Here is a 24,798-nt window from a genome sequence, read left to right as displayed (position 1 = left end):
TTAGAATGAAAGCAATTATAAATAAGAGAGGAATTTCTAGAGTTATGGTTTTTGCATTGCTAGCCATAACTATGCAAAGTTGTTTGGTATCTAAAAACTACGAAAGGCCAGAAGAATTAGAGGACGAAACAGAGACTTTATATCGTACAGATAACCTCCCTGCAGATAGTTTATCTATGGCAGATGTATCTTGGAAAGAAGTTTTTACCGATCCATATTTAACCCAATATATAGAAGAAGGCCTTCAGAATAATATTGATATTAGAATTGCCATACAACAAATTATTGCTGGAGAGGCTTATATGAAACAAGGAAATGCCGGGTATTTACCAACCTTAAATGGAGATGCTTCTGCTGGTCATCAGGAGTTTTCTAAAAATGGACAATTAGGAGGAGGGTCTATTAATAACTATGAAGCCGTGCTTTCTCTTTCGTGGGAAGCTGATATATGGGGAAAAATTAGATCTAATAAACGAGCCTTTCATGCAGGTTATTTAAAAAGTATTGCAGCACACCAAGCAGTAAAAACAAGACTTATCGAAAATATTGCTTCTACGTATTATGGGTTGGTAGCTTTAGATGCACAGTTAAATATTCTAACAGAAACTGCTGAAACACGAGAAAAAAGTGTTCATACTATAATGGCTTTAAAAGAAGCTGGACAAGTAACTCAGGTGGCTGTAGATCAAAACGTAGCGCAGTATAACAATGCGAGAGCTCTGGAGATTGAAGTGAAAACTGAAATTTTTAAATTAGAAAATACCTTAAGTATTTTATTGGCTAAACAACCACAGAGTTTTGAAAGAAGTACCTTGGACGAACAAGCTATTACAACAGAAATGAAACTAGGTGTGCCGTACTTATTGCTAAGAAATAGACCAGATGTGATTGCTGCCGAAAGCGAATTCATTCAATCTTTTGAGTTAACTAATGTGGCCTTAACAAATTTCTACCCATCATTAACTTTAAGTGCAGCAGGAGGTTTTCAGAGCTTAGAATTTCAGAATTGGTTTAGTACAAACGCATTATTCGCTAATATTGTTGGCGGATTAACACAACCCATATTTAACCAAAGAAAAGTTAGAACCCAATACGAAGTTTCTCAAGCCCAACAAGAACAAGCTTTATTAAACTTTAAAAACACCTTATTAGTAGCAGGGAAAGAGGTTTCAGATGCTTTATATTCTTATCAAGCTGAAGTGGATAAATTCCAATACCGTGAAAAAGAGGTGGAAGCTCTTAGACGTGCCGAATCTAATTCGGAAGAATTGCTAGACAACGGTTATGCCAATTACTTAGATTTGTTAACTGCTAGAGAAAGTGTGTTGAGAGCAGAAATAAATACCATTGACAATAAGTTAGAACAACTTTTATCTGTGGTACGTTTATACAGATCCTTAGGTGGAGGCTGGCAATAAACTAAGAGATAAATTAGCTTATATTTTTGTTTTTACACGAACAAACATGATGATAATATGAAAAAAGACATTCAAATTCCAGAGGTGAAAAATGTGTATTTAGCAGTTGTAAATGAATACAACGACATTTATAAAACTCAAGATTGGAATGCTTATATTATTAATGATAAGGATGTCGATTTAGAGATGGTTCTTATAGTCTCTAGTGGTTATTCTGAAGCTAAAAAAACAGCTGTATTTAGAAAAAAATTAGAAAGACTTCCTGCAAAAAGCTACGCAAAAATTGAGCTTTTGCAGGAGGATCTTTTTGCTTTAAATAACACATTTAAAGTTACTTTCTTTCAAGGAAACACCATGTACGATAAAACATATCTCTTTAGAAAAAATACCATTAATTTAAAGGCTTTGCAACCTCTTCCTTTAATGGATGCAAAAGGGGTTTTGGTGAAGTAAAAATTCCTGCGAACGCAGGAATCTCATTATTTAAAATTCAAAATACATACTCTTATAAATATTTTTCTGACAAACAGTTTTGAAATTATAATTTATGCTCGAAATCAACTGTTTTTCAGGCTTTACAGGAAATCGAAGATTCAGCGAAGCTAATCTCTTGTTTGCCGTTTAGAATTCACTTTTACATGGATAGCTATATGTTTGTCTTAATAAAAGTTGAAATATTATAATTTGATTATTTTCATCAATTATTGACTAGATTCCTACTTTCACAGGCATGGGTTAATCCAGCTTATCTGCCAACTTTTTAAAAGTCTTCTTTGGGTCTTTCCCTTCATATAAAACAGCGTAAACAGCGTCTATAATAGGAATTTTGGTTTTCTTTTTATTGGTTTCGTTTATCAAATAAGCACTTTTTGTAGCGTAATACCCTTCTGCAATCATGCTCATTTCCATTTGGGCAGATTTAACCGTGTAGCCCTTCCCAATCATATTTCCAAACATTCTGTTTCTAGAAAATATAGAGTATCCCGTTACTAATAAATCGCCTAAATAAGCCGAGTTGTTAATGTTTCGTTTCATTTTGTGCGTTTTCTTTATAAACCGCTTCATTTCACGAATGGCATTACTCATCAAGACACTTTGGAAATTATCTCCATAGCCCAATCCATGAGCTATTCCAGCAGCAATAGCATAAATATTTTTTAGCATGACGGCATATTCGGTACCAATAACATCGTCGCTTATTTTTGTTTTTATATAATTACTAGAAAATTTATCGGCAATTTCTTGTGCTTTTTCAGCATCAGCACAAGAAATAGTTAAATAAGATAAACGCTCAAGTGCAACTTCTTCTGCATGGCACGGGCCAGCAATAACTGCAATGTTTTTAAAAGGGATATTATAAATGTCATGAAAATGCTCGCCAACAAGCAGTCCGGATTCTGGAATTATTCCTTTAACTGCAGATACAATAGTTTTTTCAGAAAGATCTGTCGTTAGTTTTTCTAATTCAGAATGCATAAATGCAGAAGGAATAACAAAAATCAACACATCGGCATACTCAGCCATTTCATTAATATCGTTACTTAATTTAAGCTGCTCTATTTTAAACTCCACCGAGCTTAAATAACTTGGGTTGTGTTGTTCTTTAATTAAATGCTCTTTAGTGTATACACTGCGCATATACCAACCTACTTCGTCTAAATTTTCGCACAGCATTTTTACAATAGCTGTAGCCCAACTTCCTGAACCAAAAACAGCATATTTTAATGGTTTTTCCATATCTCTTCTTCAAATTACAAGAATCAAAAATACATAAAAATTAACTCTTTCGACTTGTTTAAAATGAAAGCCTTAAAAATTTTGGCACGTGTTTTGAATTCATTATCATAATAACTTTAAAACAAAGGCTTATGAAAACTATAAAACTACTTTTCGGATTTGCTCTAATAGCAACGCTATTCACATCTTGTTATACCGACGATGTGTTTATAGATAATCATAATCCTCAACCTTCTATTTCTTTAAATCAACTACTTAATTCTTACGAGTTATGGTACGTAGATATTAACCAAACTATAGGATACGGACAGGTGCCATTTTTAGAAATTGCTTTTACCATATCCTTTAGAAATGGGACACTTTGGGCCAATAATAATTTAGTTGGTATTGGAAGTCAGGGAAACGGATTTGGAATACCAGTAGGTAATTACAATGCTTATGGAACTATTCTAGATGTAAATCATGTAATAGACGGGTTTAATACCTTTGATGTTTATCAAATAAACACCAATACCATAGAATTGTACGATCCATATAACGATACTTCTTATTTTTTAAAAGGATATCAACGTGCTAATTTCGATTACGACCTGGTGTTCTACGATAATATTCATTACTTCTTGCAAGAATATGAGGCTTGGGAAAAAACCTATACCAGTCAAACAGGGAATATTAACGATTTTGATAATGAGAATTACTTACAATTCTTAGCCGGAGGTAACGATTCGGAATTTAGAAGCTCGCAAGATTATGGAATTGTCAATCCAGAGAATATTTACTGGGATTATACTGGAATTTATGGTGTAAATAACATTCCAAATAATATGTATTTAAAAACTCTAAGTTTGAATTACGATTACTACGGAACCGAATTTTTTGAATTACGTGTTATTAATGATGCACTAATTAGACTGTATCACAATGCTTCTGGTACAACTTATGAATTTGCGGGAAGAGGCTATATTCAATATATGAGAAATGCCGAAGGAAAGCAAACAGAAACTCCTAAACTCCGTAAGTTTAAAGGAGAAAGAAAAGAAAATCCTAGAGAAAATTCTAGATTAGAAAAATAGAATGGAGTAGGTAGATTAATTAAAGAAGAAACTGCTTTTGATTATTTAGAAAACTAAGCAGTTTCTTTTTTTTAATGACTTAAACTTACTGAGCATAACATTTTTTCTTAGGTTTATTCTTAGAATAAATAGGTTTTTAAAAAGATTTTTTTGAACTTTAGATAATTAATACAAAACAAATAAAATTAACAAATTATGGGATTATTTTCATTTATTAAAGATGCAGGAGCAAAGGTTTTTGGAATTGGAAAAACTAGTGCAGAAGAAGCTGCCGAGAAAGCAGCAGATGCAAAAGCGGCTAAATTAAATGCAGAAACTGCTGCTGCAAACAATTTATCGGAAACTGTTAACGATTTAGACCTTAAAGTAGAGAATTTAAACATTCATATTGTAGACGATAAAGCAACTATTTCTGGAGCAGCTTATGATCAAGCAACCAAAGAAAAAGTGGTTTTAGTAGTAGGAAATTCTAATGGAATTGCTGTTGTAGACGATCAAATGACGGTTGAAAACCCAGAACCAGAAGCTCAATTTCATACAGTAGTTAGTGGAGATACCTTAGGGAAGATTGCAAAAAAATATTATGGAAATGCCATGAAATATCCAGCAATTTTTGAAGCTAATAAACCAATGCTTAAAGATCCAGATCTAATATACCCAGGACAAGTTTTACGTATTCCTGTTTTAGGATAGAAAACTTTAGATTAGAATTAAAAACGTCAGCTATAAGAAGTTGACGTTTTTTTTATGCACTAATTGTAGTCTTTGTAGGAATAACTTTAAAAAGTAAATCTTATCTTTGCAACCTCAATTAACAAAAAAATTAATTCAAAAATTATGAAAAATGTAATGATTATCGCTTGCCTGCTTACTGGATATCTAGTAAATGCACAAGCTTTTACAGGTAAAGGAGATAATAAAATGCAAATTGGTGCTAGTTTTCAAGAACACGCTACTGGATTGTATATGAGTTACGACTATGGTTTAGGAGAGAATTTCTCTATAGGAGTTGCTTCATCTTATGCTTTAGGAGTTGCTAGTGTTACAGATGCTAAATTTGACGACAGATTTGATATTAAAGCGCGCTTCAATGCTAATATTGGAAACGTTTTAAATATTAGTGAAAATTTCGATTTATATCCTGGTATTAACTTTAGTTTAAAGAATTTTGGTGGCCATGTTGGAGCTAGATATTTCTTTTCTGAAGGGTTTGGATTATTTACCGAAGCTGCGTTTCCTATTGCTAAATACAACAATGATCACTTAAGTTATGCAGAAAAAATTAATAATCAGTTTACTTTTAACGTAGGTGCTGTTTTTAATTTAAATTAATACACAAGTAGTATTAAGAGCTTATAACTTTATATAAAAAAAAGCCTTAGAAGTCAAAATTAGCTTCTAAGGCTTTTTTATTTTGCTTATTATTTCTCTCCCAACCAGTTTTCTCTGTTGGTTTCCTGTTTTTTATCTGTCTCCATTAAAGAAATGGTGTAATTGGTATCTGCTTGGAGAGATAAGGTTGTAGAATTTGTTTTTCCAAAACGTTCAAAACTAACTTCAACTTGATCGTTTACCTTATAAGAATTTAGAATCTTGTTTAAATCTGAATTATCAGTAAGTTGGGTAGTCCCTACCTTTAAAAGTTTGTCTCCTTTTTGAAACCCTGATTTATAGGCAGTAGAACCAACTGTAGGGTTACTCATTAACTTTCCATGTCTAACAAAAGCTCCAAAAGCTACTTTAGAAAGATCTTGACTTAAATTAACACCAACTGTTTCAAACAACTGTTTCAAGTCTGGCATGCCACTTTTATAAATATAACTGTTAAAGAAATTATTCCCAAAATCGGTTCCAGCATAGGTATTTAAGGTTTCATTTATGTTTTCTAAAGTATAGCTAATTTCTGTTTTGCCATATTTTTTCCAAACTAATTTCATAAAATCATCTAGATTTAGGCCTTTATCTCTTAAAGACAAATCTAAAGCCAAGCCTAACATACTCCCGTAAGAATAATAAGAAATAAAGGTATTTTCTCTATTGGTTTCATCTACAGATTTAGCGGCATCTACAAAAGGAGCTTGGTAGCTCATTCCTATCGGGTTAAAATAATCGCGCCCTGGAGAATTCCATACATAATTAAAGGTTCTTGTTAATCCGGTTAGGTAGTTTTCTTGAGAGGTTATACCAGCACGACATAAGGTTAAATCGTCATAATAACTTGTAAAACCTTCAGCAAACCACAATTCCCCACTCATATTAGCTTCTTCAAACCTAAATGGCTCTAAGCTTTTTGGACGAATACGTTCTACATTCCAAATATGGAAAAACTCATGAGATACAGTTCCAATATTCTGTTCAATTCCGCCATCTGCCAAACTACGTGTATTAGTTACATAGGTAGAATTTCTATGTTCCATACCGTCGCGACTTGCGTTTGGCATATAACAGGCTAAGAAGGTGTATTCGTTATAATCGAAAGCAGGCAATTCGCCAAAAACAGCTTTTTGCTGAAGCACAACTTTCTTAACATTTTCAAAATACTTATCTAAATCTTTATCTGAAGCAGCATCGTCATGAAGCACTAATTTTATGGTTTGTCCATCTAGCTTAAAAGATCGGGTTCTAAAATTGGCAATTTCAGTTGGACTATCCATAAAATATTGATAGTTTTTAGCGTAGTATGTATTTCCTTCAACATGTTTTAATTGTGTGGCCACTTTCCAATTTAGGTCTTCACGAACATTAAAGGTTACTTTAATTTCATTTTCGGATAATTCGGGAATATACATAAAAATAGCCGGAATATTTAGGTGAGCATGGGTTTCATCAACCTGTGCATACGTACCATCGCCACGATTTGCAAACAAGGTATAACTTACATTTATAGCCCCATCATGTCCAGAAACATTCCAGGAATATGGGTTTGTACGGGTTATCTCTAATTCATTTCCTTTGCTATCAGTTACCTTAACGTTGTAAACATTTTTAGCAAACTCATGTAGGGCATAACGTCCAGGAGACGATCGGGCTATTCTAATCTCTATATTTTCAGATTTTAAATCTGTAAAACTAGCTCGAACATTTGCCTCGTGGTGCACAGCGTTTTCAAATGAAATGAGATAACTTGAAGACACTTGAGCATTTACAAGCATTGAAAAAATAAAAGCTAAAAAGCCAAATTGTAATTTTTGCATGAATATAAATTTAAGGCTCTAAGATACAATGTTTTTTACTTCTAAAGTTAGAACTGCTTATAGCACTTTTGTATATTTGACTATATGATTCCTAAAAAACTTCAAGAAAAAATAAATCAGCGAAAAGCTAAAAATACTTTACGTGAATTGTGCATTGAGCATAATCTGATAGATTTTTCGTCTAACGATTATCTCGGCTTTTCAAGGTCGAAAGAAATTTTCGATATGACGCATCACTATTTAGAAAATTACAGTTTATCTAGAAATGGAGCCACAGGTTCTCGATTGTTATCTGGAAACTATCAGCTGTATCAAGAAGTTGAAGAGACCTTGTGCGAGTTTCATCATTCGGAATCTGCCCTAATTTTTAATTCGGGTTACGATGCCAATTTGGGTCTGTTCTCCTCAGTGCCTCAACGTGGAGACATTATTCTGTTCGACGAGTATATTCACGCTTCCATAAGAGATGGCATTATTATGAGCCATGCAAAAGCTTATAAATTTGACCATAATAATTTAGACGATTTAAAAAATAAGCTGGAGAGATATAATAAAAACTTCCCCGACGCAGAGATATATGTGGTTACTGAATCTGTGTTTTCTATGGACGGAAACTCCCCAGACTTAAAACAATTAGTTGCTCTTAGCAACAAGTATCATTTTTATTTAATTGTGGACGAGGCTCATGCTATTGGAGTTTATGTAAATAACGGAGTTGGTTTGGTTCAAGAACTCGAATTGGAAAGCAAGGTTTTTGCAAGAATAATAACCTTTGGAAAAGCTCTAGGAAGTCATGGATCAGCTATTTTAGGAAGCAACGAGCTAAGTCAATATTTAATTAATTTTGCACGATCATTTATTTATACAACAGCACTTCCACCGCATACTTTAATGACTTTAAAGTCTGTGTATATTGAATTACCCAAAACACATGAAATTTCAAAATTACATGAAAACATCGCTTTATTTAAAAAAGAGGTCTTTAAAAACAAGCTAAAATCTTATTTTATTGAAAGCGATTCAGCCATTCAATCCTGTCTTATTCTTGGAAATGAAAATGTAAAAGGTGTTTCCAATCAGCTTTTAAAAAAAGGCTATAATGTAAACCCTATTTTTTATCCTACTGTTTCTGAAGGCCAAGAACGTCTGCGTTTTTGCTTACACAGTTTTAATTCGGAAACGGAAATAAAAGATGTTGTTCAATTATTAGCCACCCTTATAGATATATGAAAGATACTTTTAAAACCATTGCTAAATTTCAGTATTCTTCCGAAGCCCAAATTATAAAAGGTCGTTTGGAAGCAGACGGAATCGAAGTTTTTCTTTCAGATAATCTAACTATAGATACAGATCCACTAATAAGTAATGCCATTGGAGGTGTTAAGTTAAAAGTGCTTTCTAGTCAAAGTGAAGAAGCTATAGAAATTTTAAATTCCATTAATAAATACTCTTTAGACGACGAAGGAAACTCAATATTCTGTCCTTCCTGTAAAAGTGAAAAAATTGAACTTTTTTCTACTATAAAGGATGCTAAATCATTAATATGGTTTGTTTTTGGAGTCATGTTTTCCTCACTTCCGTTTTATACCAGACATAAATATAGATGTGAAACTTGTCACACAGAATTCGATTTAAAATAAGATTTTCATTAGCAAGTTTTGAAATACAAGAAATTAACTAAAAGATATAAGATGAACAAGAACATTTTTGTAAAAGCTGCTTCCATTCTTATAACGTTTTAGTTATATTTACTTTTAAAGAGCCCGTATTTGTAAATTATTTGATACCTTTTTAATATAAAACATGTTATTTTTGAGTTAGGTCAAAGCTTAAATTGAGCTTAAGTACTTTATTAAAAGAGCATCTAACACTGTAAACTAGCTTTAAAATTATTATTTAATCACTTAAATACTAAATGTTGGAACTAAATCTACAAGACATTCCACGTGTTAAATCTATCTCTAAAGAAGATTTTATAAAACACTATTTTAAACCACAAAAACCTGTGGTTATCGAGCATTATATTGAAGATTGGCCAGCATTTAAAAAATGGAATTTAGATTATTTTAATGAGTTGGCAGGAGACAAAGTAGTCTCACTTTATGATGACAGACCTGTATCTTGTGATGATGAATTTAACCAGCCTCATGCTAAAATGAGTCTAGGTGAATACATAGATTTACTTAAAAGCGAACCCACAAAATATCGAATTTTTCTTTGGAATATATTAAAGGAAGTCCCAGAACTACAAAGGGATTTTAAATACCCGGATTTTGGTTTAAAACTCTTAAAAAAACTTCCTATGTTGTTTTTTGGGGGTGAAGATTCATATACTTTTATGCATTATGATATTGATTTAGCCAATATTTTTCATATTCATTTTTATGGTGAAAAAGAAATTATTCTCTTCGATCAAAAGCAAAATAAGTACTTATATAAAGTTCCTCATTCGTTAATTACCCGGGAAGATATTGATTTTTCAAATCCTGATTTGGAGAAATGGCCAGCCTTAAAACAAGCGAAAGGTTTTAAAACTCAGTTAAATCGGGGTGAAATTCTTTATATGCCAGAAGGTTATTGGCATTATATGAAATATAAAACTACGGGTTTCTCTATGAGTTTAAGAGCCATTCCAAGAAATCCTGCCAATTTAGGGAAAGCAGTCTATAATATTTTTATCATGAGATATTTTGATAATATTATGAGACGAATAAAAGGTCAGAAATGGATTGATTGGAAAAATGAACAAGCTGTTTTAAGAACTTCGAAACAAAATAATTTTCAATAAAAACTAGCCCCAAAAAGATCTATTTCAACTAGATTTCCTCAAACTATGATTGAGTAATATAAGTTTTATATTTTCTCAATATTAATTTATTATTTAGTTTCCTCTAATGGTTTCTCTTTTTTCTTATCTCGAATAAAATAGACGCCTATAATAACTAAAGTTCCTCCAAGAGCATACCAAATAGTAAATTTTTCACCATCTAAAATCCCCCAAAAAACTGCAATAACTGGAATTAAAAGCGAAACGGTACTAACAAAAACTGCCGAAGTATCTTGAACAAGTTTAAAAAACAGAAACATAACCAGGGTTGTACTAACAACGGTTAAGAAAACTAAAGCCCCCAAAGACTCCATGGTTGCTGATTGGGAATAATCAATATTTGTAAAGAAACCAGAAAACCCTAATATTATAAGTGACGGAATCATCCAGATAGTATAAATGGAACTCGTTAATTCTGTTGTTTTTATATGTTTCAGTTTCTTCTCGACAATAAGTGCCGAAACTGCGTAAAGGGCAGATCCAATGACTAATAATAATATATAAAAGTAATGACTCTCACTGCTTTCTGAACCCGAGGTATATACCAGAATCAGAGCTCCTAAAAAACCAATTACAGCACCAAAGTACTGAATGGGTTTACTTCTAATCCCGAAAAGTAGCACCCCTAAAATTAAGGTAAAAATAGGATCTAATGCGTTGATAATTCCTGCCAAGGAGCTACTTACTTCCCGTTGTGCAAATGGAAAAATAAAAACCACTAAAAAATTACCAAATAATCCGGATAAAGCAATCCAGAAAATATCTTTCTTTGTCATTTTACGCATGGCAGGGAAACCTATAAAAGCTAAAATAAGTCCTGAAAGTCCCGCTCGAAATGCCCCAATTTGATAAGGATCGAAAACTGGTAATGTCTTTTTTATAAGTATAAAAGACGAACCCCAGGTAAGAGAAATTATGAGGAGGAGAACATATTTATTGTGCAAGATTTGCTTCATCTGTATATAATGGGATAGGGACTAATTAGGCTATCTTGTTTTTAGAAAGATAAGAGCAGATATTCTATTGTTATGCTAAGGTGAAATTACCTATAAAAGCTCATTTCATCTATATATTTCCAAACGGCTTCAGGTAACATAGGCCTCACGTTTTTATCGGCTTTTATAGATTTTCTGATAAATGTAGATGAAATTTCCATGATTGGTGCCTGGACATGATGTATTCTTTTATGACCATGAAACTGTGTTTCAATGCTGCCTTTAGAGATACGTGGATAGGTATAAATATCATGACTCTCCAAAATAAGTTCGTAGTTTTTCCACTTGTGAAAACTTTTAAGATTGTCTTCCCCCATAATTAAACTAAACTCGTAAGTTGGATATTTTTCTTCTAAATACACTAAAGTGTTTATGGTGTAATTAGGCTGAGGTAAATTGAACTCTATATTGCTTGGGTCTAAATTGTCATAATCTTTAGTAGCTCGATATACCATTTCTAAACGCTGATAATTGTCTAGTAAAGTACTTTTCTTTTTAAACGGATTGTGTGGCGTAACAACGAACCAGATTTTATCTAAATCGCTGTGCTCTACCATATGATTTGCAATGATAAGATGCCCAATATGAATGGGGTTAAAAGAACCAAAAAACAGTCCTACTTTCATTTTTAATGTGTTTTGTTTACAAAATTAGCTACTAAATTTTCTGCCTCATGAAGCGCTTTGTCTAGATTGTCATTTTCTATAATTACATCAAATAGAGGCGCGGTTGCAAGCTCGGCAGATGCTTTAGCTATTCGCATATTAATTTTATCTGAAGTTTCCGTTTCGCGTTTTTTTAGTCTTATTTTAAGTTCGTCTATACTTGGAGGTTTTACAAAAATAGCCAAGGTTTCTTCTGGAAATTTTCGCTTAATACGTAAACCTCCAGATACATCTATATCAAAAATAACATGTTTGCCTTGAGCCCAAATTCGTTCTACTTCTGTTTTTAGAGTTCCATAAAAATTATCACGATATACTTCTTCCCATTCTAAGAATTCATCGTTTTTTATTTTGTTTTTAAATTCTGAGGCAGACAAAAAATAATAGTCTTTTTTGTTGATTTCTGTACCTCTTTTTTCTCTGGAAGTAGCAGAAATAGAAAATTCTAAGTTTAATGCTTCTTGATTTAAAAGGTGTCTAACTATTGTTGTTTTTCCAGAGCCGGAAGGTGCCGAGAACACAATGAGTTTTCCTTTATTTGAATTTTTGTTTGTCACAAATATATTTTTAGCTATCGTACTAAAAAGCACGCACGTTTGTTATAATTGTTTTATTTAGACAGATATACTGTTTTTAATAAGGGCGATGTTATTTACTAAACACCACTTTCTGTCCCCAAAAAACGAGTACTAGTTAAAGTACATTTAAAAGTTGTTCCTTAATTTTTTCTAATTCATCTTTCATTTGTACCACAAGTTGTTGCATAGGAGCATAATTACTTTTGGATCCTATGGTATTAACTTCTCTACCAATTTCTTGAGCTATAAAGCCTAATTTTTTTCCATTAGAATCTGCCGAGTCTAAAGCGGAATTAAAATAATCTAAATGGTTTTTTAAGCGTACTTTTTCTTCGGTGATATCAAATTTCTCGATATAATAAACCAATTCTTGCTCAAATCTATTTTCGTCTACTTTCTCTTTTAACTCTTCAACACCTTTGCGCAAACGCTCGCGAACGCCTTCAATACGTTCTGGATCCATGGCAATAACCTGGTTTAATAAACTTTCAATATTGCTTAGTCGAATCTTGAAATCTGTTTCCAGTGCTTTTCCTTCGTCTAGTCTATAAATTCCTATATTTTTTAGGGCAACTTTTACTTCACTTAGAATAGCTTCCCATTCATCTTCATCTATATCCTCACGCTCTGTATTTAAAGTGTCCGGAAAACGCACGGCCATTTTTAATAGCTCAGTTTCGTCTCCATCAACAATGTCTCTTAACTGTTTTATGTATTGCTTTACAACAGTCTTATTTAGTTGAGTCGAGCTTTCTTCTCCTGTCATTTCTACATATAATGAGAAATCTATCTTTCCACGCTCAAGTTCTTTACCAATAAGTTTTCGTAAAGACAGCTCTTTATCTCTATAAATAGAGGGCATTCTGGCATTCAAATCTAGGTTTTTACTGTTAAGCGATTTTACTTCAATAGTAATTTTCTTAGTTGGTAATTGCAATATCGATTTGCCGTAACCAGTCATGGAGTGTATCATATCTCTTTTATAAAGTTGCACAAAGGTAGGTAAAACTAAGGGCTTAGAAAATAGATTTTTAATTATACATGCATAACAAAATTCTGTAAGTTTGCTTTTTTAAAAATTGAATATAAGATGTATACAAAACAATTTGAAATTAGATGGAGTGATGTAGATGCTAATAGACACCTAGCAAATAGTGCCTATACCAATTTTATGAGCCACACTAGAATGGCGTTTTTAATTGAAAATGGTTTTAATATGAAAACGCTGTCTGAATATAATTTAGGACCTGTAGTTTTTTATGAACACATGTATTATTTTAAAGAAGTTTTTATGGGACAGCCGTTAACAGTAAGTTTAGAGGTTTCTGGTTTGAGCGAAGACGGCATGTTTTTTAAATTTGAACATAACTTTTATAATCATAAAGGCGAAAATATTGCTAGCTGCGATATGTTTGGCGCTTGGATTGACCTGTCTACACGAAAACTAACTGAGCTTCCAGAATTATTATTAGAAAAGGAAAACACCTTTCCTAAAACAAAAAACTACAAAACCCTAACTAAAGAAGACACAAGAGTTTCTGGGAAAAAACCGGTACATTTAGATATGTAGTTTAGGCCTTCTTTGTAACTAAATAAACTCCTGCAAAAATTAGAATTGCGGCAATTATTTTAACCAAATCTATAGAATCACTGCCCATAAAAAGCGCAAAAACACTGGCAATTACTGGTTGTATATATAAAAAAGTACTAACGGTAGAAGCTTTTAAATGTCTTAAAGCTATTGGGTTTAAGAGATAAGTTCCAAAAGTGGCGCCAACTACAACAAATAAAACCGAAAATGTGATATAAGGAGTAAAGCTTGTCCATTCTACTTGTGAAAACTCGTTAAAACCGAAAGGTATTACCAAAATGGAACCAAATAGAAACAACCACCTTATAAAAGTGAAAGGATGGTATTTATTGGTTAATTTTTTTATAATAATTAGATAAATACTGTAAGAAACGGCATTTATAAAAATTAAAAGGTTACCCAAGAGAATATGATCTGTTGGGTGTGGCGATTTTCCATAAAGTGTAAGCACAATAGCTCCAGAAAAACCAAGTAGAATACCAATAATTTTTAGTCCTGAAACTCTCTCTTTTAAATAGACTGCAGATAAGACAAGAACCACAATAGGAACGACCGTCATAATTACAGAGGCATGAATAGGTGTTGTAAATTCTAAGCCTTTAAAAAATGTAAGAAAATTTAGGCCTAATCCAAAAACAGATGCAAAGAAAATAGTAATATAATCTTTGGGCTCTATGCGTTGTTTGGGGGTAAATAAGCTAAAAACCCAAAATAAAAGAGCGGCTCCTACTACACGTATAACTAGAAATCCATAAGGTTTTACATAACCTTCTGCTAAAACATCGTTGGCAAATGTAAAGGTAAGTCCATAAATAACATGAACCATAATTACAGCAAGAATTGCTAGAAGCCTGGTTTTATCCATGTATAGCTTCTTTGGCTTGTTGTGTTACTTTTTTAGAGTTTCCAATAAATATTTGATTGTTAAAAAGAAGAACTGGACGACTCAAAAAAGTGTAATGTTCAAGTATATACTGCTTATAATCAGCTTCTTTTAAAGATTGATTTTTTAAATCCATTTCTTTATAAAGCTTGGCGCGTTTACTAAAAAGAGCCTCGTAAGAACCTGCAAGAGATTTCATTTCTTCTAATTGTTTTACAGTAATCTCTTCATTTTTTATGTCTTGTAATACAAAGTCTGAAGGTAAATCCCATTCTTTTAATATTCGCGAACAAGTGCTACAAGTTTTTAAATAGTAAACTTTTTTCATAAGATGCTCACTACAGTGAGTATTTAATACATTAAACAAAAAATTTCTACCTACAAATAACGCCCATTTTTAATGAAAAATAATTATTTTTAAGCAAAACTTATAAATATGGAATGGGCTTTCGATATTACATTAAAAAATAGAATCATTTTTAAAAATTTTCTAGAAACTTTTAGTTTAGAACAACTTAATAAAGTACCAAAAGGCTTTAGTAATAATATAATCTGGAATGTGGCTCACACCATTGTAACACAACAACTATTGGTTTATAATATGTCTGGATTGCCAATGCTTTTATCGGATGATTTAGTAGAAATGTATCGAAAAGGGACAAAAGTGGAAAGAGATGTTACCCAAGCCGAAGTAGAAATTATAAAAGACCTGTTGTTCTCTACGCTTGAAAAAACAAAAGAAGATTATAAAAACAACGTGTTTAAAACGTATAACGCATACACGGTTAGTACAAAAAGTGTTCTAACTAAAGTGGAAGAGGCTATCGATTTTAACAATTTTCATGAAGGCATACATTTAGGCTATATTTTGGCCTTAAAAAAGTCCTTATAAATAATTTAGAGAAGTCTGTAGTTCGTTCCAAGGAATAAGAATTTCGGTAATTCCAGAGGAGTAAGGAGCTATTTCGTAGGTATTGTAAAGTAAGATAACACCTTCCTCACTAAAGCCTATGTTCTCAGGTAGTTTAAAGTTTTCAGGTTCAAAGTATAGTTCTTTTTTGTCGGCTATTTCTTCGTCAAAATAAGTTTTAGCTATTTCTATAAAAGCTAGATGATCCTCTAGTAAATCTTCATTTTTTAGTTGCTTTCCTGTTTGGGCATTAAAATTTAAAAACGAAATGCTTAAATTACCATGAGCTCCGCCAGTATTAAGATAAGTAGTAATTGCCATGGAAATAATATCAGGCGATTGATACATAACTTCGCCATCAATTTGGGCTTCCCAAGTTACAACAGCATCAGGGAAATCCGTCTTAAAACGATTAAACTCCTTATTAAAAGAATCTATGCTCTCTTCTATGTTTTTAGGTGCAGATCCGTCTGGTTCGTTTGTGTTTAAAGAATTTATAATTAACTGGTTCACAGTATTGTTAATGGCTATGGAAACAGTATCATCTCCTGAGGCTTCAGGAATATTAATATCTACAAGTTTGTTGGTTGTAGTTGTTTTATTAACTTCTTTAAACTCAATGGTTTTTTCCTCTTTGCAAGTTTGTGAAACTAATGAAAATAGAATAACATAAAAGAAAATTTTAAAGCGCATAGCACAAAAGAATTTAGATGATGTTAAAGGTAGTTATTGCATTTGAATACACCGAATTAAACGCTTACTTTGTGACAATAATTTTTTATTTTTTTGGAATAAAATCAGACACTTTCTGGTAATTTGTAACATAGAATCTTTTTATTAATATTAAAAACTGATTTAAATGAAATTTAATACAAAAACAATACATGGAGGTCAAGAGCCTGATATAGCCTATGGAGCTGTTATGCCTCCAATTTATCAAACTACAACTTACGCACAATCAACTCCTGGCGGCCATAAAGGTTATGAATATTCTAGAGGTGCAAACCCCACGAGAAATGCTTTAGAAAGTGCTTTTGCCAGTTTAGAAAACGGGAATTACGGATTGGCTTTTGGATCTGGTTTGGCAGCAATAGATGCTGTTTTAAAACTTTTGAAACCTGGGGATGAAGTTCTGTCAACTAACGAATTATATGGAGGTTCTTACAGACTATTTACTTCAATTTATAAGAAATTTGGCATTAAATTTCACTTTGTTAATATGCAAGATATTGGTAATATAGAAGCTTATATAAATGAAAACACGAAACTACTTTGGGTGGAGACACCAACCAACCCCATGATGAGTATTATCGATATTAAGGCATGCTCTGTAATTGCTAAAAAGCATAATTTATTGCTTGCAGTTGATAATACCTTTGCTACACCATATCTACAACAACCTTTAAGTTTAGGTGCAGATATTGTTATGCATTCGGCAACTAAATACCTTGGTGGACATAGCGATGTAGTTATGGGAGGCTTGATTGTAAAAGATAAAAAATTGGCAGATAGTCTATATTTTATTCAAAATTCTAGCGGTGCTATTTGTGGTCCACATGATAGTTTTTTAGTGTTAAGAGGAATTAAAACTCTTCATGTTAGAATGCAACGTCATTGCGAAAATGGAAAAGCAGTTGCAGAATACCTTGCAAATCATCCTAAAATTGAAAAGGTTTACTGGCCGGGATTTGAGGACCATCCAAACCATTTAGTTGCAAAATTGCAAATGAAAGATTTTGGAGGTATGGTTTCATTTAGTACAAAAGGAAATAATTATGAAGAAGCAATTAAAATTGTTGAAAAACTGAAAATCTTTACTTTAGCTGAATCTCTTGGAGGCGTGGAGTCTTTAGCGGGTCATCCAGCAAGTATGACTCATGTTAGTGTTCCAAAAGAAGAACGCGAAAAAATGGGAATTTTGGACTCCTTAATTAGATTGAGTGTTGGAATTGAAGATATCAGCGATTTAATTGCTGATTTAAAACAAGCCATCAACTAGAAATAAAGAAAAAGACTAAGAGTTTTTTGGACTTTTTATGCTAAAGGTTTAATCCAGATAATAAATATATCCAAAGTTCAACCATACCAACCAATCGTTATATTTATTGGAATCTAATTGATGGTTTAAGCCGTCTATCCAATCGCTGCCATAATATTGTAGTCTTAGATCCATCATTAAATCAGAATCGCCTGTCAACTTATACCTTACTCCAAGACTTGAAACTAAAGACCAGGTACTTCCTGGAGAAGGATCTATAGATCCAGGTTCCCAAGCTCCCCAGAAGTTATCTGCGTTTAAAATATTTTGGTCCCCATAAGAGGTTTCTGCTTTTGGATTATAAGCGGTATAATGAATTCCAAAACTTACAAAAGGAGCAAAACGATAGGCAAAAGCTTGAAAATCGCGAATACTTAAAGGGAAATATTCCAATTGCATTCCTATATCAAAATTATTTGCTTCTCCAGTGTGGGCTCGTAATTTTTGTGCTTCTAATTTATTCCCTTCGGCCCATTTTCCATGATGCTCGAGTTTGGTTTTGTTATAAGAAATCTCAGTTCTTAGTTTAAAGTGGTCGTTAAAATAGCTGTCCGTGGTATAGCAATTACATTCGGCACTATACGAAAAGTTGAGGTAATGAATAATTCCAATTCCAAATCCAGAATTCCCGAAGTTTGTGCCTTCATCTTGACGAACACCGTAATCCGACCTAAATTGAACAGGACCAACAATAGCACCAATTTCATGCGAAAATCCAAGTTGTGCAAAACTAAAGTGAGTTCCTAAAAGTAGGAATAAGGATATAGATAACAGTTTCAAATTACGCATATAAGCATTCGATAATTAGAGCATATTGTTAAACAAATATATAAAAACACAGCAAACCGACAAACAAATCATTTAAAACGAAACTACTATGATAATTTTGTCGGTCTACAAATGGGTGGGGTACATGAAAAATTAATCGTTATTGGCAATGATATTTTTTTATAACACTTCAATATTTTGAAGCTGTTCTGTTTTAATTCTTAATTAGATAAATCTATGAATTTATTTTATAAGTTGCATTGCGAAAAATTAAAAAATAACAAACAACTTTTAAAGATAGTGTATATTTATTGGATAAATTAAATAAATTCTATGATACATTTGAATTTATTCAAATAAAAATTAAAATATAGGCCTTTTTTAGTCATATAACTTGAAAGTTAAGCAAATAAATCTGAGTTATTATTAGTCGTTTAAAATGCAAAAGTGATACTTGCTTTAAAGAAAGTTCCTTTTCTTAAAGCTTTTTTTATTCAAAATATATGTTTTTGGTTTAAAACTCGTTATATATAGATATATTTGAAACGTTTAAAAGTAAGTATGAATAAAAGAAACTTCTTAATAATTGTTTTGCTTTTTCCAATGGCTTTAATAGCTCAGGATTATTCTTCCCAGTGGAAAGGTTATTTTTCTTATCTTAATGTTAAAGATGTCTCGCAAGGAAATGGTAAGGTTTTTGTCGCTTCAGAGAACGCTGTTTTTTCGTATGATATAAATACTTCAGAAATTGAAACCCTAACAACTATTAACGGACTTTCGGGCGAAGAAATTTCATCTATCCATTATAGTGAGGCTTATCAAATGTTATTAATTGGCCATACAAATGGTTTAATGGAAGTTGCTTTAGATAATGAAACCAACATAATTACTGTTGTAGATATTTTAGATAAACCAACCATTCCTCCAACAAATAAACAGATTAATAACTTTGAAGAATATAACCAGTTTGTTTATATATCAACAGATTATGGTATTTCTGTATACGATATGTCTCGTCTGGAATTTGGAGACACTTATTATATTGGAAATAATGGAACTCAGGTAAAGGTGAAACAAACAACTATAGCAAATGGCTTTATTTATGCAGCATGCTATAGTGAGATAGGTTTTAAGAGAGCACTTGTAGATAGTCCAAACTTAATAAATTATCAGGAATGGATTTCTGTAGTGCCTTCTGGAAATTATGTGGGCATTCAATCTACCGAAGAAGGATATGTGTATGTAATTAGAGCCGATAGAAGAGTGTTTAAAGTAAACAATACAAACTTAGAATTAAAAACAACTATACCATCAACTGTTTTAGATTATAGAAGTAGAGAAAATAATCTTTTGATTACAACCAAAAACACTTCTTATGTTTTTAATAGCGATTTTGCGCAAACTCTTTCCATTCCAGTGGCAGAACCATATAATACAAAATTTACAGTATCTACTCTTGTAGAGGGATTTATATATATTGGAACTGAAAATTATGGTTTGCTACAAACAGAATACCCTAGTCCTGGAGAGTTTTCTGAAATTCACCCAGATGGACCTCTAAGAAATAGCCCCTTTGCCATTCAAGCCATTGCTAATAATCTCTGGGTTACTTTTGGAGATTATACTTTAGCATACGACCCAGCTCCAGTAAGAAAAAGAGGTTTTAGTCATCTTCCGGCAGAAGAAGCATGGGTAAATGTGCCATTCGATAGTGTATTAGGAGCTAAAAACTTAAATAAAATTGCAGTAAACCCTTTTAATCATCAACAAGCTTTTATTAGTTCTTTTGCTGACGGCTTATTAGAGGTTAATAACGATATTCCTACTATTTTATACGATGAAAGTAATAGTGGGTTGAAATCACTTGTAACACCAAATCCAAATTATAAAAGTATTAGAGTAAGTGCTTCTACTTTCGATTCCAGTGGTGTTTTATGGACTATGACAGGTCGAGTTGCAAAACCCTTGGTATCTTATGATCCTAATTCTGGACAATGGCAAAGTTTTGATTTTACTAGTTTAATCTTAGATCCTTTAGAAGGCGAATGGGGTTATAGCGATATTGAAATAGATCAAAATGGAACCAAATGGATAGGCTCTTATTTTAATGGACTAATTGGTTATAATAATAACAATGGGGTTAAAATAAAAAGTATAAACAGGGAAGAACAAAATATGCCAACACCTTTTGTGTCTACAGTTGCTATCGATAAAAGAAATCAAATCTGGATGGGAACCACTAATGGTTTAAGGGTGTTATACAATACAGCTGGTTTTTTTACAGATCCTTCTGTACAAGCTCAATCCATTATTATTTTGGACGATGGAGTTCCAAAAGAACTTCTATACCAAACCTTTGTATCAGATATAGAAGTTGATGGTTCTAATAATAAATGGGTGGCAACTTATAGCTCCGGACTGTTTTACTTTTCGTCAGATGGTCAAGAAACAATTTATCATTTTACTAAAGACAATTCGCCTTTGCCTTCTAATAATGTTGTAGATATCAAACTAGATCAATCTAATGGTGTTATTTATATAGCAACAGACAAAGGCTTGGTGTCTTATGGGTCTGGGGGTTCACAAACAGCTGAAACTTTAGAAAACGCTTTTATTTACCCGAATCCCGTTAGACCAAACTACAATATGACGGATAAGAAAGTGAAAATTAAGGGCATTACAGATAATATGAATATCAAGATTACCGATATTGAAGGAAATCTAGTAGCAGAAGCTCAATCTAATACTAATACGCGATATAAAGGTTATAATTTGGAGATTGATGGTGGAACGGCATATTGGAATGGAAAAAACTTAGGTAATAATACCGTGGCTTCTGGAGTGTATTTAATTTTGTTATCCGATTTAGGAACTTTTGAAACGAAAGTCATTAAATTAATGGTAGTCAGATAATGCTAACAACTACAAATGCCATTGTTCTATCAAAAATTAAATATAGAGATAACGATTTAATAGTTAAATGCTATACTCAGAAATATGGTGTAGTTAGCTATATATTGAGAAATGTTTCCAGCTCTAAAAAAGGAAAATCTAAAACAGCCTATTTTCAATTATTATCTCAACTGCAATTAGTTGTCTTTCATAAAAATAACAGATCCTTACAAGAAGTAAAAGAGGTTAAAACTCATTATATGTATACGAGTTTACAGACTCATGTTATAAAGAGTTCCATTGTTTTTTTTCTAGCTGAGGTTCTTAGCAGCACTTTAAAAGAAGAAGAAGTTAACCAGAATCTTTACAGTTATTTAGAAACTACTTTACAGTGGCTAGATACAAATTCAGAGTATGCCAATTTTCATCTTCTTTTTTTATTAAGACTCACCAAATACTTAGGATTTTATCCCGAAATGGCCACAAACAATGAAAATTGGTTCGATTTAACAGAAGGAACTTTTCAGAATGATAAAACCAATATGTACGCAATTACAGGTGAAAATTTAATCCTTCTCAAGCAGCTTTTAGGCATAAATTTTGATGCGTTAAACGCAATTAAAATCAATTCAAATCAGCGACAAGCGTTTTTAAAAATGATGCTTTTGTATTTTGAATTACACCTAGAAGGTTTTAAAAAACCTCAATCTTTACAGATTTTTAATCAAGTATTTAATACATAACTTTTACCCAACTAATATGAAGTTTGTTTTATTCCTTTTTTTAGGACTTTTTGCTATAAGCTGGACGCAGGCACAAAATATTCAAGTATTGGAAAGCGAATCTCGGCAACCTATTCCTGGAGTTTCTATTTATAACCAAACAAAAAGTATCACCGTAAGTACCGATATTGATGGAAGAGCTTCTTTAAATAGCTTTTCTGAGATTGAAACTATTTACTTTGAAAATTTTACACACTTATTGTATAAATCGAATAAATCTAAAATTATTGCTAATAACCATATCGTTTTATTGGAAGCTAAAATTGAAGGTTTAGATGAGGTGGTTATTTCTGCATCAAAATTTGAACAAAGCAAACGAGATATCCCTCAGAAAATTATAAGTATAGATGCACAGGAAATTAAATTAGCAAACCCACAAACAAGTGCAGATTTATTAGAAAGTTCTGGAAATGTGTTCATTCAAAAAAGTCAGCTCGGTGGTGGAAGTCCTATGATAAGAGGTTTTTCTACTAATAGATTACTTCTTACTGTTGATGGGGTAAGAATGAATAATGCTATTTTTAGAAGTGGAAATCTTCAAAATGTTATTTCTGTAGATCCTTTTGTAATTCAAAATACAGAAATAACATTAGGTGCTGGTTCTGTGGTTTATGGAAGTGATGCTATTGGAGGTGTTATGAGTTTTTATACAAAAAAACCACAAGTGTCCTATTCTGATAAAATGTATTTTGCAACCAATGCCGTAGTTCGATACGCCACGGCAAATAAAGAGAAAACGGGACATCTGGACTTTAATATCGGCTTAAAAAAATGGGCCTTTTTAACCAGTGTTTCTTATTCGGATTTTGACGATTTAAGAATGGGAAGTCATGGTCCAGATAACTATTTAAGACCAGAATATGTAGTTACAAATAATGGAGTAGACGAAATAATCCCAAATTCAAATCCTAAAATTCAGATACCTACAGGTTATAGTCAGTTAAACCTAATGCAAAAAGTGCGTTTTGAGCCAAAAGAGAATTTAAATTTCGACTTGGGACTAATTTACACGACTACCTCTGATTACTCTAGATACGATAGATTGATAAGATATAAAGGGGATAATTTGCGTTCTGCCGAATGGTATTACGGTCCCCAACAATGGTTTATGGGAAATCTACAAATGACCAAAGTAAGTAGTAGTTCTAATTTATATGACAAGATACAAACCACTTTAGCTTATCAGAATTTTAAAGAAAGTAGAAACGATAGAGACTATCAAAAAATATATAAAGACATTAGAGAAGAAGCCGTAGATGCTTATTCATTTAACACCGATTTTGAAAAATCGTTATCTCCTAAAACAGATTTATTTTATGGGGTGGAATATGTATATAATAAAATAAAATCTACTGGAGATATACTGAATATGGAATCTTCTGAACTAACACCAACAGTTTCTAGATATCCAAATGGCTCTAATTGGCAATCTATTGCTGCCTATACTAGTGTGAAATTTAAATCTAGCGACAAGTTTATTTTTCAATCGGGTTTGCGTTATAACTATATTTTAATGCATGCCGATTTTACAGAAAACAATCAATATCTCCATTTGCCATTTGATAAAACCAATTTAAATTTTGGAGCCTTAACCGGTTCTGCCGGAGTTAGCTGGTTACCAAATAACATCATGCAGTGGAAATTTAATTTGTCCACAGCTTTTAGAGCTCCAAATATAGACGATATTGGAAAAGTCTTCGACTCGGAACCTGGCTCTGTAGTTGTGCCTAATCCAGATTTGGAAGCCGAATATGCTTATGGAGGAGAGTTAGGTCTGACTTTAAATTTTGAGAATGCTGTTATTCTCGATTTAGCTACATATTATACCTATTTAGATAATGCTTTAGTTAGAAAAGATTATAGTTTAAATGGCGAAACTGAGATAATGTATGATGGCGAATTAAGTAACGTACAAGCTATTCAAAATGCTTCTGAAGCAACCATTTACGGATTTGAAGTTGGGGTGCGTGTCAACTTATCTAAACAATTTAAAATAACTTCGCAGTATAATGTTACAGGCGGTAAAGAAGAGAGTAATGGTAAGGAAGTTCCAGTTAGACATGTGTCTCCAAATTTTGGAAATACACATCTTGTTTGGCAAAAAAACAAGTTTTTAGTGGATGCGTTTGCAGAGTATAACGACGAATTGTCCTTTTATCAAATGGCACCATCCGAACAATCAAAGGATTATATGTACGCTATAGATAAAAACGGTAATCCGTACGCACCATCTTGGTTTACATTAAATCTAAGAACACAATATCAAATTACAAAAGCGGCCACCATAACGGCTAGTTTAGAAAATATTACAGATCAACGCTATAAAACCTATTCTTCTGGAATTGCTTCTCCAGGAAGGAATTTAATTATTTCTTTAACTTATAGTTTGTAGATAACAATAATGCATCGTAAAAAAAGCCACTATAAATAACAAATAGTGGCTTTTT

The 24,798-nt window shown here is 32.3% G+C and carries 24 protein-coding genes; 14 read left to right on the top strand and 10 right to left on the bottom strand.

The genetic code is table 11. From position 1 onward, the window contains the following. Positions 1-5 precede the first annotated feature (5 nt). Together OS188_RS00670 and OS188_RS00665 are read left to right on the top strand one after the other, a co-directional pair. Complete coding sequence (locus OS188_RS00670) at positions 6-1,418, top strand: efflux transporter outer membrane subunit (RefSeq protein WP_267146879.1); 1,413 nt, start codon at positions 6-8, stop codon at positions 1,416-1,418. A gap of 57 nt (positions 1,419-1,475) precedes the next feature. Continuing rightward, positions 1,476-1,871: a hypothetical protein gene (locus OS188_RS00665; protein ID WP_267146878.1), complete on the top strand. Its 396-nt coding sequence runs from the start codon at positions 1,476-1,478 to the stop codon at positions 1,869-1,871. A gap of 282 nt (positions 1,872-2,153) precedes the next feature. Here the strand turns inward: OS188_RS00665 and OS188_RS00660 are convergent, their stop codons facing one another. Beyond that, positions 2,154-3,155 (bottom strand): NAD(P)H-dependent glycerol-3-phosphate dehydrogenase, encoded by a 1,002-nt coding sequence (locus OS188_RS00660; RefSeq protein ID WP_267146877.1) that lies wholly within the window; start codon positions 3,153-3,155, stop codon positions 2,154-2,156. 131 nt (positions 3,156-3,286) lie between these two features. Here OS188_RS00660 and OS188_RS00655 point away from each other — a divergent pair, with 131 nt between their 5' ends. From OS188_RS00655 to OS188_RS00645, 3 genes are all read left to right on the top strand, one after another. Then, a complete protein-coding gene (locus tag OS188_RS00655) occupies positions 3,287-4,228 on the top strand; it encodes a nicotinic acid mononucleotide adenyltransferase (protein ID WP_267146876.1) in 942 nt (313 codons plus the stop codon). Positions 4,229-4,423: 195 nt separating this feature from the next. Further along, the gene (gene lysM, locus OS188_RS00650) at positions 4,424-4,921 is read left to right on the top strand and encodes a peptidoglycan-binding protein LysM (protein WP_267146875.1); all 498 of its coding nucleotides are present in this window, start codon (positions 4,424-4,426) and stop codon (positions 4,919-4,921) included. Between the two features lie 144 nt (positions 4,922-5,065). Further along, the gene (locus OS188_RS00645) at positions 5,066-5,560 is read left to right on the top strand and encodes a DUF6646 family protein (protein ID WP_267146874.1); all 495 of its coding nucleotides are present in this window, start codon (positions 5,066-5,068) and stop codon (positions 5,558-5,560) included. Between the two features lie 89 nt (positions 5,561-5,649). On the opposite strand, the gene OS188_RS00640 is transcribed toward OS188_RS00645, so the two are convergent. After that, on the bottom strand, positions 5,650-7,422 hold the full coding sequence (locus OS188_RS00640) for a M61 family metallopeptidase (protein ID WP_267146873.1): 1,773 nt from the start codon (positions 7,420-7,422) through the stop codon (positions 5,650-5,652). A gap of 84 nt (positions 7,423-7,506) precedes the next feature. Between OS188_RS00640 and OS188_RS00635 the strand changes: the two genes are divergently transcribed. From OS188_RS00635 to OS188_RS00625, 3 genes are all read left to right on the top strand, one after another. Further along, positions 7,507-8,652 carry an aminotransferase class I/II-fold pyridoxal phosphate-dependent enzyme gene (locus OS188_RS00635; protein ID WP_267146872.1) on the top strand — a complete coding sequence of 382 codons (1,146 nt, stop codon included), beginning with the start codon at positions 7,507-7,509 and terminating at the stop codon, positions 8,650-8,652. Beyond that, complete coding sequence (locus tag OS188_RS00630) at positions 8,649-9,062, top strand: putative signal transducing protein (RefSeq protein WP_267146871.1); 414 nt, start codon at positions 8,649-8,651, stop codon at positions 9,060-9,062. The genes OS188_RS00635 and OS188_RS00630 overlap by 4 nt, the downstream gene beginning before the upstream one ends. Positions 9,063-9,337: 275 nt before the next feature. Further along, positions 9,338-10,210, top strand: coding sequence for a cupin-like domain-containing protein (locus OS188_RS00625; protein WP_416236479.1), 873 nt, complete (start codon positions 9,338-9,340; stop codon positions 10,208-10,210). Between the two features lie 89 nt (positions 10,211-10,299). Here OS188_RS00625 and OS188_RS00620 read toward each other — a convergent pair whose 3' ends face one another. The 4 genes from OS188_RS00620 to OS188_RS00605 form a co-directional block, all read right to left on the bottom strand. Beyond that, positions 10,300-11,205 (bottom strand): DMT family transporter, encoded by a 906-nt coding sequence (locus tag OS188_RS00620; RefSeq protein WP_267146870.1) that lies wholly within the window; start codon positions 11,203-11,205, stop codon positions 10,300-10,302. An 86-nt stretch (positions 11,206-11,291) separates the two neighbouring features. Then, complete coding sequence (nadD, locus tag OS188_RS00615) at positions 11,292-11,870, bottom strand: nicotinate (nicotinamide) nucleotide adenylyltransferase (RefSeq protein WP_267146869.1); 579 nt, start codon at positions 11,868-11,870, stop codon at positions 11,292-11,294. 2 nt (positions 11,871-11,872) lie between these two features. Further along, positions 11,873-12,466, bottom strand: a complete 594-nt coding sequence (gmk, locus tag OS188_RS00610; RefSeq protein ID WP_267146868.1) for a guanylate kinase — start codon at positions 12,464-12,466, stop codon at positions 11,873-11,875. A gap of 136 nt (positions 12,467-12,602) precedes the next feature. Beyond that, positions 12,603-13,460 carry a YicC/YloC family endoribonuclease gene (locus tag OS188_RS00605; protein ID WP_267146867.1) on the bottom strand — a complete coding sequence of 286 codons (858 nt, stop codon included), beginning with the start codon at positions 13,458-13,460 and terminating at the stop codon, positions 12,603-12,605. Positions 13,461-13,577: 117 nt separating this feature from the next. On the opposite strand from OS188_RS00605, the gene OS188_RS00600 reads away from it, so the two are divergent. Next, positions 13,578-14,057, top strand: a complete 480-nt coding sequence (locus OS188_RS00600; RefSeq protein ID WP_267146866.1) for an acyl-CoA thioesterase — start codon at positions 13,578-13,580, stop codon at positions 14,055-14,057. Position 14,058: 1 nt separating this feature from the next. On the opposite strand, the gene OS188_RS00595 is transcribed toward OS188_RS00600, so the two are convergent. Further along, positions 14,059-14,943, bottom strand: a complete 885-nt coding sequence (locus OS188_RS00595; protein ID WP_267146865.1) for a DMT family transporter — start codon at positions 14,941-14,943, stop codon at positions 14,059-14,061. Further along, a complete protein-coding gene (locus OS188_RS00590) occupies positions 14,936-15,289 on the bottom strand; it encodes an arsenate reductase family protein (protein ID WP_267146864.1) in 354 nt (117 codons plus the stop codon). The genes OS188_RS00595 and OS188_RS00590 overlap by 8 nt, the downstream gene beginning before the upstream one ends. A gap of 108 nt (positions 15,290-15,397) precedes the next feature. Between OS188_RS00590 and OS188_RS00585 the strand changes: the two genes are divergently transcribed. Beyond that, on the top strand, positions 15,398-15,853 hold the full coding sequence (locus tag OS188_RS00585) for a DinB family protein (protein ID WP_267146863.1): 456 nt from the start codon (positions 15,398-15,400) through the stop codon (positions 15,851-15,853). On the opposite strand, the gene OS188_RS00580 is transcribed toward OS188_RS00585, so the two are convergent. Then, complete coding sequence (locus OS188_RS00580; RefSeq protein WP_267146862.1) at positions 15,848-16,564, bottom strand: DUF3298 and DUF4163 domain-containing protein; 717 nt, start codon at positions 16,562-16,564, stop codon at positions 15,848-15,850. The genes OS188_RS00585 and OS188_RS00580 overlap by 6 nt on opposite strands. Positions 16,565-16,730: 166 nt before the next feature. Between OS188_RS00580 and OS188_RS00575 the strand changes: the two genes are divergently transcribed. Next, positions 16,731-17,870 carry a cystathionine gamma-synthase gene (locus tag OS188_RS00575; RefSeq protein ID WP_267146861.1) on the top strand — a complete coding sequence of 380 codons (1,140 nt, stop codon included), beginning with the start codon at positions 16,731-16,733 and terminating at the stop codon, positions 17,868-17,870. 48 nt (positions 17,871-17,918) lie between these two features. Here the strand turns inward: OS188_RS00575 and OS188_RS00570 are convergent, their stop codons facing one another. Continuing rightward, positions 17,919-18,698: a THC0290_0291 family protein gene (locus OS188_RS00570; RefSeq protein ID WP_267146860.1), complete on the bottom strand. Its 780-nt coding sequence runs from the start codon at positions 18,696-18,698 to the stop codon at positions 17,919-17,921. Positions 18,699-19,238: 540 nt separating this feature from the next. Here OS188_RS00570 and porZ point away from each other — a divergent pair. Genes porZ through OS188_RS00555 form a run of 3 tightly spaced genes read left to right on the top strand, consistent with a single transcriptional unit; the run spans position 19,239 to position 24,743 of the window. Continuing rightward, the gene (porZ, locus tag OS188_RS00565; RefSeq protein WP_267146859.1) at positions 19,239-21,590 is read left to right on the top strand and encodes a type IX secretion system anionic LPS delivery protein PorZ; all 2,352 of its coding nucleotides are present in this window, start codon (positions 19,239-19,241) and stop codon (positions 21,588-21,590) included. Next, positions 21,590-22,312 carry a DNA repair protein RecO gene (recO, locus tag OS188_RS00560; protein ID WP_267146858.1) on the top strand — a complete coding sequence of 241 codons (723 nt, stop codon included), beginning with the start codon at positions 21,590-21,592 and terminating at the stop codon, positions 22,310-22,312. Before porZ ends, recO begins: the two co-directional genes overlap by 1 nt. A gap of 16 nt (positions 22,313-22,328) precedes the next feature. Then, entirely contained in the window at positions 22,329-24,743 is a 2,415-nt protein-coding gene (locus OS188_RS00555; protein ID WP_267146857.1) for a TonB-dependent receptor, read from the top strand. Positions 24,744-24,798 lie beyond the last annotated feature (55 nt).

It is taken from the genome of Xanthomarina sp. F1114 (assembly GCF_026410255.1).
Classification (GTDB): domain Bacteria; phylum Bacteroidota; class Bacteroidia; order Flavobacteriales; family Flavobacteriaceae; genus Xanthomarina.
Note: the sequence above shows the minus strand (reverse complement) of the source record. Positions and strands in the feature narration are given on the sequence as shown.